This is a genomic window from Brevundimonas sp. BR2-1, assembly GCF_037626195.1.
In the GTDB taxonomy this organism is placed as follows: Bacteria; Pseudomonadota; Alphaproteobacteria; order Caulobacterales; family Caulobacteraceae; genus Brevundimonas.
Genome location: NZ_JARKMV010000001.1, coordinates 975,258 through 988,357, shown reverse-complemented (window position 1 = coordinate 988,357; position 13,100 = coordinate 975,258). Strand labels below are relative to the sequence as shown.

The following is a 13,100-nucleotide window of genomic DNA, read 5'->3' as shown; positions in this document are numbered from 1 at the left end:
CAGCCGGTCCGTGAGCTCCTGCTGACCCCCCGGGTGTGAATAATCGCCACCATTCGACTCGACGGTTGGGACATCAGCTACCTCAGGTAACATGCCGCGCCTAGCATCGAAATCCGAGCGGAAAAGGGCGGTCCAGGGACCGTCCTTTTCATTTCTGATCTGACGACGATGGTAGATTCGGTCCAGCGTCACCGTTCCTTGATGCAGCCGTCAGAATATCCGCTAGACTCACGGGATGAGGTCAGATCTGGACCATCTCCCGGAGCGCCAGCAGCGTGAGCTTGCCCGCGTTCGTGACACCCTGCTTGCCGGGTTCGAGGCCGCCAGAACGGGCGGTGGCGGCCCCAATCAGGAGTGGCGCCGCGGCGGGATGGTTCTCAAAATCATCCTCTTTGGCTCATACGCCCGAGGCGACTGGGTCGATGACCCGGAGAACGGCTACCTTTCGGACTTCGATCTGCTGATCGTCGTCAGCCACGAAAAGCTGACCAATATCGCGGATTATTGGTGGTACGCCGAAGATCAAATCCTTCGAGATCACGGTGTGGCCAGAACGGTCAACCTGATCGTCCACGACTTGGCCGACGTGAACGACGCCCTCAGGCGCGGCGAGTACTTCTGGAGGGACATCGTCCGCGATGGCATCGCCCTCTATGAGGTGCCCGGGCATCCCCTAACCGAACCACGGCCGATGACGGCGGCGGACGCATTGGCGCTCGCCGAGATCAATCTCCGGGTGAAGCTGCAAGACGCTGATGACTGGGCCCGTCTCGCTGAACTTGCCATCAATGAGGGGAGCGCAGAGGCAAACTGGCGGAGGAAGGCTGCTTTTAACCTTCATCAAGCTGTTGAGACGACCTACGCCTGTTTCCTCCTCGTCCACACCTTCTACTTTCCCCGCTCTCACAACATCAAGTTTCTCCGGTCCCTAGCCGAGGACGTGGATCCGCGCCTGGTCGAGGCGTGGCCGCGCGCGGAACGCGCCGATCGCCGCCGTTTCGAGTCGCTGAAACGCGCCTATGTGGAAGCCCGCTATAGCGACCAGTACGACGCCTCGGCAGAGGATATTGCCTGGCTGACGGCGCGGGCGAAGCAGCTCCGCGAACTCGTGGAAGCGCTCAGCAAGACCCGGGTCGCGGAACTCCAGGAGAAGGCGGACAGCGTTTGAGGAGCGGGCGGTTGCTCAGCCCATCCATCACATTATGTTGACTTTAAACCCCGCCCGAAACGCCCTGAAACCTCACGAAACACCCTGAAAATTCGGCCCGCAACAGCTTCCACCTGACGCTCATTGACGGCAGGGAGCCGCGCTCCAAAGTGCCGTGGTCAGGAGGCTGCAACCAATGAAGACGCAGGTGCGTGAACCCCGGAATCCACTCCTCAATCGCAAGGAGGCGTCCCGCGAACTCGCGGCCTTGGGTATTCGCCGGGCGCCATCCACCTTGGCCAAGATCTTCTCGACCCGAGCTGACGGACCGCCCTGTGTCCACATCGGTCGAACGCCGTACTACCCAAAAGACGAACTTCATAACTGGGCCAGGCGTCAAATCACCAGCTTGCGGTCGTCGTCCCGCGAGCCCCGACGCGAAGGGGAGTGGATTGATAGCCTCTCTTACCAGAGAACTCAGACCCTTCATGAGTCGGACGCCTGTGGTGTGGGGCCCGGCATCCGCCGATCTGAACGCGTTTAATCGCACGGACCGGCGTTCAGCCCAGTCCCAGATCCAAGCCCATACGCGCGACCCGGAACTGGACGTCCTGTCTTTGGACCACCGCTGTCAGCGCCTTGCCGCGGCAAGCCTCCATCCCCGGCTTCCATAACACCAACTGGTAGGCCGTCTTGCTCTCCAGGACGGCGTAGGGTGTTCCGGCCACATGCACTCGTTTGACATAGACGCCCGCTGCGCTCTGGCCATCTGTGGTCAGAAAAACCGGTTTTCCGGCTCGCTCGAGCGGCTCAAACACGGATTTCACCTCCATGGTCCGCAGCTTGTGGACGTCGGTTTCCGAGAGGAGGAGCGGCTCTCCGGCACCCAGCCCTGAATAGCGGAGCCGCTTGCTCCGTTCGACCAGCGCTTCGGTAACAGCATCCCCAAAGGCGCCGTTCAGGGAAGGGCGCTCGGCCTTGGCCATCAAACGGTCCAGCCACGTCAGCCCCGGAGCCCGGATCTGTGCCTCGAGAAGGCGGTCGTCCAGAACCCGAACGGCGACGTCCGAGGGACCCCACTGGGCGATATCGATCTCACCGGCCCGTTTGCAGTAGTCGGCCGGTATCGCATATCGCCCGTCGCACAGGTCCTCGCAGGCACCCTCCAGACTCATCGCCTGGACGCGCTTGTGGTGGAAGCCGATAAATCTTGGCCAGTCGTCAGGCCGCGCCTCCGCATGGTCCGCGACCGACCAGATCCCACCTCGCTCCGCCGCGATGGCTGCGATCGTTGTGTCGGCGGGTCGAGGGCCTCTGGCGGTCCCAAAAGCCTCGATTACAGCGCCGGACGGAATTTCATCGAGGCAGGCGACGCCCTTCGCGTCCCGAACAAGCAGGTGCCCCATTCGACCGTCGACGCCATCGATCACCACGGCCTGTGACCCCCGGGCGTACAGGCCGGTGCGGTGTACGCCGACGAAGGCTCCGACGAAGCGCTCACCCGGTTCCAGTGAGATGGCTTGCAGTCTGGACCGTTCCCCGTGCCAAGCGCCCGCGCTAAGCACGCGACCAGCGGCGATCTCGCGAGCGTCCCGCAAACTTTCCTCACGCAGGATCCGCCGCAGATCAGTCGGAATTCTCCACGTGTTCGGTCCTGCGGACTGCGCCCAACCCTGCGTCTCCAGATAGACGAGCCGACGCAGGGCGTCCGGACGATAGGGTGACGTAATATCCAGTGCCCTGACCTCGCCGCCGCGCTCGGCGGTGATGAGGATCTGGTCGAGCTCGGTGAAGCGGTGGGCCTTGATGGTGCGCGACTCGGTGCGTTCGATCCTGGGGCCGAGAAGCCCGGTCGCAACACTCTCAGCGGCACGTCTCAGCCCGCCGTTCAGATAGACGCTGGTGAGTGCGAGATTTCTCCCATCGAACGCCTGGTCTCTCAGCAGCATGTGAAGGTGCGGTCGGCCTGTGTCGTGGTGCTGCGTGGCGAACCACTCAACCGTAGCCCCTACATCCCGCCTGACCGCCCCCATGAAAGCCCGGGCGTAGTCCTTCAGATCGGGAAACTCGAGACCGTCCTCCGGATTGACCATCAGCCGATAGTGGCCGGGCGCGTCCCTCCACGCCGCGACACGCTTCCTGGGATCTATGTCATCGCCAGCACCGTCAAAAAACCTGGCCCCGCCGCCGTCCTGCTCCACCCCTTCACGCATCAGATAGTTGACATGGTTCGTGAGCGCCTTTCTCGCGCCCTTGAGCGACACCATCTTTTTCGCAACGACAATGACCCTCCGCCCCTGCAGCGGTGACGATGCTGGTCGCCGCGGGCCCGGCCCTGGCCGGCTCGCCGCAAAGTGCCGGGCAAGCACCCGCGGCGACAATGGCGACTTAAGACCGACGCTAGGGGAGGGGATCCGAAATCTCTCCTCGCGCGCCGCCAATCGAGGCTCGAAATCAATCGGATCCGTCTCAAGGGGATGGCGCAATCCGCACCTCGCGCATCGAGTGGCCGGCGGCGAGAGAAGCCGCCGGGCCCGACTCTGTCCCGTCACAGGCTCGCTGTCTCTTTTCGCGTCGTTGCTGACGTTTACCCGTGAGTGATCACGTGTCCTCCCGCGGACTCGATCAACGCCGGCTCGACGTAAGAACGGCCGGACCGCCTGTACCCAGCACGCTCGAGTTCCGGCAGCGTCCGGCGATCGCGCGGCCTATACGGTGGCCGCGCTCGACTCCACGGAGACACCGGAGGAGATGAGGCCCAGATCGCTCCGTCGCCTGATCAGGCCTCGCTCCAGCCGCCGGCCAGCGCCTTGAACAGGGCGATCTGGTAGGTGGTGACCAGCGCGTCCGACGCCGCCAGCTGGGCGTCGGCCGAGGCCAGGGTCCGCTCGGCGTCGAGCACCGTCAGGAAGCTGTCGGCCCCGGCGTCGAAGCGCAGGCGCGACAGGCGGGCGGCGTTGGCGGCCTGATCCCGCGCCGCCTGCAGGGCCGAGCGCCGGTCCAGTTCGCTGGCGTAGTTGGCCAGCGCCGTCTCGGTTTCCTGCAGGGCGACAAGCACCGTCTGATCGAAGTTCGCCAGGGCGATGTCCGCCCCCGCCGACGCCTGTTCGATCCGCGCGCGGGCGGCGAAGACATTGGGGAAGGACCAGCTGATCAGCGGCCCGACGCTGAAGCGGAAGCTGGAGTCGTTGGTCAGGTCGCCGGCGTCCAGCGCCGTCGATCCCACCGAACCGCCCAGGCTGATGCGCGGATACAGGTCGGCGGTGGCGACGTTCACCCGCGCCGCGGCGGCGGCCAGATCGCGCTCGGCCCGGCGTACGTCGGGGCGCCGCGCCAACAGCTGGGCGCCGTCGCCGATCGGGATGGCCCGGGTCAGCTGGGGCGGGCGGGCGCACGTGCGGGCCGCCTCGCTCGCCTCGGCCGGCGTGCGGCCGGTCAGGGTCGCCAGCCGGAACAGGGCCCCGTCGCGCTGGGCGCGCAGGGGCGGCAACGAGGCGCGCGTGCTCTCCAGAGCGGCGCGGGCGCGCGACGTGTCGAGCCCGTTGCCGGAACCGGCGGTCAGCAGACGCTGGGTCAGGTCGGCGGTGTTCGACTGCAGCTCGATGGTCCGCTCGGCCACCGCGATCTGTGCGTTGGCCGAACAGGCGTCGGCATAGGCGCGGGCCGTTTCCGCCGCGACCGACACCCGCACCACGTCCAGCGCCGCCGCGGCGGCATCGGCGTCGGCGCGGGCCGAGCGGATCGAGCTGCCGACCCGGCCGAACAGGTCGATCTCATAGGCGACGTCGAGGCCGACGTCATAGGTCTCGCCCTCGTCCAGCGGCTGGCCGCCGTTGCCGCCGGGAACCGTGGCGGCCGAGGCCCGGCCGTACTGGCCTGTGGCGCCGACGGTGGTGGACGGCAGCCGTCCGACCCGCGCCTCGCCCAGGGCCGCGCGGACGCGGCGCAGGTTGGCCGCGGCGGCTTCCAGCTCGTTGTTCTCGGTCAGGGCCTGGCGGATCAGGCCGTCGAGGGTGGGGTCGTCATAGAGCCGCCACCAGTCGTCGCGCGCCGCCTCGGCGGTCACGGCGGGGGTGGCGGCGCCCACGAAGGCGCCCGACGCCGAGGGGGGAAGGGTAGCGTCGGGCGCCCTCGGCCCGACCGCGCACGACGCCAGCGCAAGCGAGGCGAAGGCAGTTGCGGTCAGGATCCGGGAAGAGGGTTGGGCAATCATCAGGCGTCTCCCAGGCGCGGCGCGGCGGGCAGAGCCTCGGACGCGGGCTGGTCGTGAGCGGGGAAGCCGTCGGTGGTCGGGACGGTAGGGTCCTTCTTCGGCGACTGCGGGATCTTCGAGGCCGCCCAGCGGCTGACCACATAGAAGACCGGGGTGAAGATCAGGCCGAACAGGGTCACGCCCAGCATGCCGGAGAAGACGGCGGTGCCCAGCGACTGACGCATCTCGGCGCCCGGACCCGTCGCCAGCATCAGCGGCACGACGCCGAAGATGAAGGCGAACGAGGTCATCAGGATCGGACGCAGACGGATGCGCGCGGCCTTGACGGCGGCATCCCAGCGGCTCAGCCCCTCTTCCTCCTCGGCCTGTTTGGCGAACTCCACGATCAGGATCGCGTTCTTCGCCGCCAGCGCGATCAGCACCACCAGCCCGATCTGGACCAGGATGTTGTTGTCCAAACCGCGGATGCCGATGCCGATCATCGCCGCCAGCACGCACATCGGCACGATCAGCACCACGGCGGTCGGAAGCGTGAAGGCCTCATACTGGGCGGCCAGCACCAGGAAGACGAAGATCACCGCCATCAGGAAGACCAGGGTGGTTCCGCCCGAGGACGATTTCTCCTGCAGGGCCAGCCCCGTCCATTCGTAGGAGAAGCCGGCGGGCAGGGCCTGCGCCGCGATGCCTTCCATGGCGGCCAGCGCCTGTCCCGACGACACGCCGGGCGCCGCCTGTCCCTGAAGCTCGGAAGCCGGGAACAGATTGTACCGCACCACGCGGGCCGGGCCGGAATCGTCCCTCAGGGTCGCCACCGAGCCTATCGGCACCATGGCGCCGGAGGCCGAGCGGGTCTTCAGATTGGCGATGTCGGCGACGTCGTCGCGAGAGGCCGGCTCCGCCTGCGCCGTCACCCGGAAGGTGCGGCCCAGGAAGTTGAAGTCGTTGATGTAGGACGAGCCCAGATAGATGCCGAGCGTGTTGAACACATCGGCCGGCTGGACCCCCATCATCAGGGCCTTGTCACGGTCGACGTCGGCCGAAACGCGGGGCGAACCGGTGTTGTAGGTCGAGAACACCTGCTGCACCTGCGTCGGCGCCTGGGCCGCCGCGCCCATCATGGCGAAGGTCGCGCCCTCGAGGCCGCGATAGCCGGCGCCGCCGCGGTCCTGAACCATCATCTGGAAGCCGTTGCCATTGCCCAGACCCTGAACCGCGGGCGGGGCGATGACGAAGATGTTGGCGTCCTCGATGCCGAAGGTGGCGCCGGTGATGGCTCCGGCCAGGGCGACGGCCGACTGCTCGGCGTTGCGATGGTCGAACTCGTCCAGACGCACGAAGATGGTCGCGGCGTTGGAGCCGAACGAGAAGCTGGTGCCGTCGAGGCCGGCGAAGGCCACCGTGCCGTCCACGCCCTCGGTCTTCTCGATGATGTTCCGGGCCTGGCTCATCACCGCCTCGGTGCGTTCCAGCGACGAGCCGGGCGGCAGCTGAATGACGCCGATCAGATAGCCCTGGTCCTGATCCGGGATGAAGCCGGTCGGGGTGTCGACCACCCGCCAGGCGGTCAGGGCCAGCAGGCCGACATAGATCGCCAGCACCAGACCCACCGTCCGCACCAGACGCGCGGTCAGCCGGCCGTACTTGTCCGACAGCCAGTCGAAGCCGTCGTTGAAGCGCCGTCCGGCCCAGCCGCCATAGTAGGTCGCGGTTCCCAGAATCCCCGGCTTGCGCACGGGGTCGCCATGCAGGTCGTGCGGCTTCAGCAGCACGGCCGCCATGGCCGGCGAGAGGGTCAGCGACACCAGCAGGGAGATGACCGAGGCCGAGGCGATGGTCACGGCGAACTGCTGATAGAAGATGCCGGGGATGCCGGGCACGAAGGCCGTCGGCACGAACACGGCGACCAGCACCAGTCCGATGGCGATCAGGGCCCCGGACACTTCCTTCATCGACCGGTAGGCGGCCTCCTTGGGCGTCAGCCCCATGCGGATGTACCGTTCGACGTTCTCGACCACCACGATGGCGTCATCGACGACGATGCCGATGGCCAGAACCAGACCGAACAGCGACAGCGAGTTGATCGAATAGCCGAGCGCCAGAAGCACGGCGAAGGTGCCGACCAGCGAGACGGGGATGGCCACGATCGGGATGATCGCCGCGCGCCACGTCTGCAGGAAGACGATGACCACCAGCACCACCAGCAGCATGGCCTCGAATACCGTGTGCTGCACCGCCTCGACGGACTCGGCCACGAATTCGGTGGGGTTGTAGGGCACCGAAATGGCCATGCCCTGGGGCAGTTCGGCGCGAATGGCTGCGATCTCGGCCTGGACCAGTTCAGCGGTTTCCAGCGCATTGGCGCCGGGCTGTTGCTGGATGGCGAGGGCGACGCCCGGCTGCCCGTCGAAATAGCCCCGGATGCCGTAGTCCTGGGATCCAAGTTCGACCCGGGCCACATCGCGGACGCGGGTCGTACGGCCTTGGGAATCGGTCTTGATGACGATGTCGCCGAACTGGTCGGGATCGCTCAGGCGCGACTGCACCTGCACCGGCAGCTGGAAGGCCGCGGCGTTGGTCGGGAAGGGCGGCTGGCCGATGGCCCCGGCGGCCGCGGAGCTGTTCTGTCCGCGCAGGGCGCCGACGATCTCCTGGGCGGTCAGGCTGCGCGCGGCGGCCTTGGCGGGGTCGATCCAGACCCGCATCGAATAGTTGCCGCCGCCGAACACCTGCACCGCGCCGACGCCATCGAGGCGCAGCATCCGGTCGCGGATAACGGAGTTGGCGTAGTTGCCGATATAGTCGTTGGCCAGGCTGCGGTCGGGCGAGGTCAGGCCGATGATGAGCAGGAAGTCCTGCTGCTGCTTGTTCACCGTCACGCCGATCTGGCGCACCGGTTCGGGCAGTCGGGGCTCGGCCAGGGCGACGCGGTTCTGGACCAGCACCTGCGCCGCATCCAGATCCGTGCCCGGTTCGAAGGTGACGGTGATCGTCGCCACCCCGTCCGAGGTCGAGGAGGACGAGATGTAGAGCATTCGCTCGACGCCGTTGACCTCCTGCTCGATCGGCGCGGCCACGGTCTCGGCCATGGTTTCGGCCGAAGCGCCCGGATAGACGGCGGTGACCGCGATCGTCGGAGGCGCGATCTCCGGATACTGCGACAGCGGCAGCAGCGGATAGGCGAAGACGCCCAGAAGGGTGATGAACACCGAGATCACGGCCGCGAAGATCGGCCGGTCGATGAAGAAGCGTGAGATGTTCATGACCGGATCAGTCGACCGACGACAGGCTGTTGGCGAAGGTGGCGCTGGAGGCGGGCGCCGCAGTGGTTACGGGGGCCTGCGAGGCCTGTGCCGCGGCCGGACGGATCTGGCCGAGTTTGGCCTGGACCTTCATGCCCGGGGCCTGGATGCGCTGGACGCCGTTGATGATGACGCGGTCGGTGGGGGCGAGGCCCGAGCGGACCACTCTCAGCCCGTCAACCAGCGGCCCCAGTTGCACCGGACGCGGCGCCACCGAGCCGTCGCGGGCGACCACATAGACGATGCGCCGGGCCTGATCGGTGGCGACGCTCGCGTCGGGCACCAGCATGGCGTTGTAGGTTCCGGCCCCGGCCAGACGGGCCTGACCGAACATGCCGGGCTTCAGGAAGCCGTCGGCGTTGGGGATCAGCGCCCGCAGCCGGATCACGCCCGAGGCGGTGTCCACGGCGTTGTCGGTGAAATCGAGCGTGCCCGAACGGTTGAAGTCGGTCTCGTCCTGCAGCCGGACCTGGATCGGCGCGGCGCCCTGGCGGGCCTGTCGCTGGTATTTCAGCAGCACGGCTTCAGAGCCGTCGAAGACGAAATGGATCGGCGCGCTGGAGACCACGGTGGTCAGGACGTCGGCGGCCGAGGACCCGCCCGCGACCAGATTGCCGGCATCGACGCGGCGGTCCGAGACGCGGCCCGAGATCGGGGCGGTGACGCGGGTGAACTCAAGGTCCAGCTGACGGGCGCGGACATTGGCGTTGGCGGCTGCGATAGCGGCCCGCGCGGTCATCAGATTGCTGCGGCGGGTGTCGACCTCGGCCTGCGAGACCGCTTGGGAGGCCAGAAGGGTTTCCGACCGGGTCAGTTCGCTCTGGGCCAGGCTGATCTGGGCCTGGGCCTGGGCCAGCTGGGCGCGAGCCGAGGCGAGGGCTGCCTGCGCCGGGCGCGGATCGAGGGTGAACAGCAGCTGGCCGCGCCGCACATAGTCGCCGTCGCGGAAATGGACGCCGGAGATGTAGCCGCCGACGCGGGCGCGCACCTCGACAGACTGGGTCGCCTCGAACCGTCCGGTGAATTCATCCCAGTCCTGCACCGCGCGCACCAGCGGCACGGCGACAGTCACCGCCGGGGGAGGCGGGGCCTGGGCTTCGCTCCTTTGTGAGCAGCCATAGAGCACGGTCGTCATAAGGACGGCCGCGGCCACGATCTTCGCGGTTCGCATCGAAAGGTAGATCCCTGTCTTGTCGACTCGGCCAACGGGGAAGATGCCGGTAGTCAACGCCCGGTGACTTAATGGTGATCGTGGTTTCGCTTGTCAACGGCGGATGACAAAGCCATATGCATTTTGGGGCTATTGCGGAGATCACGAATTGTTTTGCCACGTCGCGCCACGGCCCAGAAACGCCGAGGCGACTCGCGCCGCCATCCTGAACGCGGCCCGCGAACGCTTTTCATGCGAAAGCTATGACGACGTCGGCATGCGCGACATCGCCGGCGACGTCGGCGTCGATGCGGCCCTGGTGTCCCGCTATTTCGGTTCCAAGGAAGAGCTGTTCGAAGTGGTGCTGGAAAGCTGCGACAACGGCGGCGAGCTGATGAACGGCGACCGTGCGACCTTCGGCCGGCGGGTGGCGCATGAGGTGATCTTCGAGCCCAAGAGCGAGAGCAAGCTGAAGGGCCTGCTGATCCTGCTGCGGTCCATTTCCTCGACCAAGGCCATGGAAATCGTCCAGCGCAGCGCCAACGCCCGATTCTACGGGCCGTTCGCCGAATGGGTGGGCGGTTCCGACCCCGCCGTCAGCGCGAGACTGGCCGCAGCCTTCATCATGGGCATGGCCGTAAGCCGCGAGGTAACCGGTGGCTTCGGTTTCAGCCACGAGCAATGCGAACGCATGGCCCACCGCATGGGCGTGACCCTGCAGGGCATGATCGACGGATAAGAGTGGCTGGTGGCTAGTGGCTGGTGGCTGGCCGAAGCCTGTACGACGGCACGGTCTGCGCCGCCCTTCCGTCGCGAGACGGGCTACAATCACTAGCCACTAGCCACTAGCCACTAGCCACCTCTCTTCTCGAACTTCCGGATCACGCCCGACCAGGTCATCAGGATCCTGTCGCCCGTGGTGATCTGGCCGCGGACGAAGATCAGGCTCTTGCCCGCCCGCACCACCTCGCCGGTCGATTCCACCAGCTCTCCCTCATAGGCGCCGTCGACGAAGGTCGACTCCAGCGACACCGTCACGCCCGAGGCCCCCTCCATCTCCTGATAGGCCGTCTGGAACAGGGAGATGTCGGCGAAGGTCATCAGGCAGCCGCCGTGCATCCGGTGGCCCGCGTTCATGTGTTTGGGCTCGGCGCGAAAGGCGCAGCGCATCCGCCCGTCAGGGTCCGGCTTGAAGTAGAACGGCCCCACCACCTGATCGAAGGTGCCGTGCAGATCATACATCTGCCAGCCGGCGAACTCGCCCTCCGAAACCGTGACTTTCTCGACCATGGAAAACTCCGCCTTCTTCTTGCTCCCGCAATGCACCATACAGGCGTGATGAGCGACCCCATCGAAACCGCCATCTTCGAAAAACTGGCGAAGGCCGACCCCAAGGGCGTCGGCGGCAAGAGCATCGAACCGTCCGACGTGGCGAAGGAACTGCAGCCCGAGCAATGGCAGCGGATGCTGCCCAAGGTCCGCGCCTGCGCGCTGGGCCTGATGCGTCAGGGCAAACTGACCATCACCAAGAAGGGCAAGCCGGTCGACCCCAACGCCTTCAAGGGCGTGATCCGCCTGCGTCTGCCGACCGAGGCCGAAACCGCCGCGGCGCTGGCGGCCCTGCCGCCCGTCGTCGAGGACGATGACGACTTCGCCTGATCCGGCGGACGGTCTCGAAGCCGTCCTTTCCGATATCCGGGCCTGCCGGGCCTGCCTCGGGCAGCTTCCGCATACGCCGCGTCCGGTGGTGCGCGTCTTTCCCGAGACGCGTCTGCTGATCTGCGGCCAGGCGCCCGGCCGGCGCGTCCACGAGAGCGGTCTGCCGTTCACCGATCCGTCCGGCGACCGTCTGCGCCAGTGGTTGGGCGTCGACTATGAAACCTTCTACGCCGACCCCCGGCTGGGCGTGGCGGCGCAGGCCTTCTGCTATCCCGGCACGGCTCCCAAAGGCGGCGACTATCCGCCCCCGCGCCGCTGCGCCGAGCTGTGGCGGCCGCGACTTCTGGGCGAACTCCCGGATGTGGAACTGACCCTGCTGGTCGGCGGCTACGCCCAGGTATGGGCTCTGGGCGACCGGGCGAAGGTCAACATGACCGAAACAGTGCGGGCGTGGCGCGACTACGCTCCCTCGATCCTGCCCCTGCCGCATCCCTCGTGGCGCAATACCGCATGGCTGCGGAAGAACCCGTGGTTCGAGGAAGAGGTCATCCCCTACCTGCGGGAGCGGGTGCGTGGCATCCTGACCCGATGATCCGCGCCCTGGCCGTCCTGACCGCCGTCCTGACCCTGGCGGCCTGCGCGACGCCCGCCATCCAGCTCCCCATGACTCCGCCGCCGGATTTCGCCGGTCCCGCGCTGGAGGCCCGGGCGCTGGTCATGGATGACGGCGCCCGTCTGCCGCTGGCGCGCTGGGCGCCGGACCGCGGCGAGCCATGGGCCGTCATCGTCGCCCTGCACGGCATGAACGACAGCCGCGCCTCCTTCCGTCTCGCCGGTCCATGGTGGGCCGAACGGGGCATCGAGACCTGGGCCGTCGACCAGCGCGGCTTCGGCGCGGCCCCCGGCCGCGGCGTCTGGGCCGGAGAGGCGCGGATGACGCAGGACATGCGCACCGCCGTCGACCTCGCCCGGGCGCGTCATCCGCGGGCGGTGATCGCCGTCGCCGGGGAAAGCATGGGCGGGGCCGTCGCGATCGCCGCCTTCGGCTCGGCCCGTCCCCCGGCGGCGGATCGCGTCATCCTTCTGGCCCCGGCGGTCTGGGGCTGGTCGGCGCAGGGGCCGGTCAATTCCGCCGGCCTGCGGATCGCGGCGCGCGCCATGGGCGACCGCGCCGTGGGTGCGCCCGAATGGGCCGTCAGGGACTTGCCGGCGTCGGACAACCGGCTGGAACTGATCCGCAACGGCCGCGACCCCAACAGCATCCTGCCGACGCGGTTCGACGCCCTGTACGGTCTGGTCGACCTGATGGAGAGCGCCTCGGTCCGGCTGGGCGACATCCGCGCCCCGACCCTGCTGCTCTACGGGGGCCATGACAATGTCATCCGGAAGGAGCCCATGCGCCGGGCGCTGGAGCGGGCGGGGAGCCGGGCGAACCTGCGCACCGGCTTCTACCCCGACGGCTGGCACATCCTGAACCGCGACCTGCAGGCCGAGACCGTGTACCGCGACGTCGAGGCCTGGCTGAGGGATTCGGCCGCTCCCCTGCCGTCGGGGGCGGGGCCGGTTCTGCCTGCATTGGGAGCTACGGCCCGCCCACGCTGACGTGAAACCGCCATGCTTGCGGTGTTAAGC

The 13,100-nt window shown here is 67.5% G+C and carries 10 protein-coding genes; 5 read left to right on the top strand and 5 right to left on the bottom strand.

Annotated elements, in window-relative coordinates; translation table 11 throughout:
* The first annotated feature begins 235 nt into the window (after positions 1–235).
* Complete coding sequence (locus BrevBR_RS05000; protein WP_340000144.1) at positions 236–1,168, top strand: HEPN domain-containing protein; 933 nt, start codon at positions 236–238, stop codon at positions 1,166–1,168.
* A gap of 539 nt (positions 1,169–1,707) precedes the next feature.
* On the opposite strand, the gene BrevBR_RS04995 is transcribed toward BrevBR_RS05000, so the two are convergent.
* From BrevBR_RS04995 to BrevBR_RS04980, 4 genes are all read right to left on the bottom strand, one after another.
* On the bottom strand, positions 1,708–3,414 hold the full coding sequence (locus BrevBR_RS04995; RefSeq protein WP_340000143.1) for a DUF3363 domain-containing protein: 1,707 nt from the start codon (positions 3,412–3,414) through the stop codon (positions 1,708–1,710).
* A 512-nt stretch (positions 3,415–3,926) separates the two neighbouring features.
* On the bottom strand, positions 3,927–5,360 hold the full coding sequence (locus BrevBR_RS04990; protein WP_340000142.1) for a TolC family protein: 1,434 nt from the start codon (positions 5,358–5,360) through the stop codon (positions 3,927–3,929).
* Positions 5,360–8,620, bottom strand: coding sequence for an efflux RND transporter permease subunit (locus BrevBR_RS04985; RefSeq protein WP_340000141.1), 3,261 nt, complete (start codon positions 8,618–8,620; stop codon positions 5,360–5,362). The genes BrevBR_RS04990 and BrevBR_RS04985 overlap by 1 nt, the downstream gene beginning before the upstream one ends.
* 7 nt (positions 8,621–8,627) lie before the next feature.
* Positions 8,628–9,830 carry an efflux RND transporter periplasmic adaptor subunit gene (locus tag BrevBR_RS04980; protein WP_340000140.1) on the bottom strand — a complete coding sequence of 401 codons (1,203 nt, stop codon included), beginning with the start codon at positions 9,828–9,830 and terminating at the stop codon, positions 8,628–8,630.
* 148 nt (positions 9,831–9,978) lie between these two features.
* On the opposite strand from BrevBR_RS04980, the gene BrevBR_RS04975 reads away from it, so the two are divergent.
* Positions 9,979–10,548 (top strand): TetR/AcrR family transcriptional regulator, encoded by a 570-nt coding sequence (locus tag BrevBR_RS04975; protein ID WP_332639672.1) that lies wholly within the window; start codon positions 9,979–9,981, stop codon positions 10,546–10,548.
* A 113-nt stretch (positions 10,549–10,661) separates the two neighbouring features.
* Here BrevBR_RS04975 and BrevBR_RS04970 read toward each other — a convergent pair whose 3' ends face one another.
* Positions 10,662–11,099, bottom strand: a complete 438-nt coding sequence (locus BrevBR_RS04970) for a PaaI family thioesterase (RefSeq protein ID WP_332639671.1) — start codon at positions 11,097–11,099, stop codon at positions 10,662–10,664.
* Positions 11,100–11,147: 48 nt separating this feature from the next.
* On the opposite strand from BrevBR_RS04970, the gene BrevBR_RS04965 reads away from it, so the two are divergent.
* The 3 genes from BrevBR_RS04965 to BrevBR_RS04955 are packed head-to-tail and all read left to right on the top strand — an operon-like array spanning position 11,148 to position 13,070.
* Complete coding sequence (locus BrevBR_RS04965; protein ID WP_340000139.1) at positions 11,148–11,468, top strand: DUF3253 domain-containing protein; 321 nt, start codon at positions 11,148–11,150, stop codon at positions 11,466–11,468.
* Complete coding sequence (locus BrevBR_RS04960; RefSeq protein ID WP_340000138.1) at positions 11,452–12,060, top strand: uracil-DNA glycosylase family protein; 609 nt, start codon at positions 11,452–11,454, stop codon at positions 12,058–12,060. Before BrevBR_RS04965 ends, BrevBR_RS04960 begins: the two co-directional genes overlap by 17 nt.
* Positions 12,057–13,070 carry an alpha/beta fold hydrolase gene (locus BrevBR_RS04955; protein ID WP_340000137.1) on the top strand — a complete coding sequence of 338 codons (1,014 nt, stop codon included), beginning with the start codon at positions 12,057–12,059 and terminating at the stop codon, positions 13,068–13,070. Before BrevBR_RS04960 ends, BrevBR_RS04955 begins: the two co-directional genes overlap by 4 nt.
* The last annotated feature ends 30 nt before the right edge of the window (positions 13,071–13,100 follow it).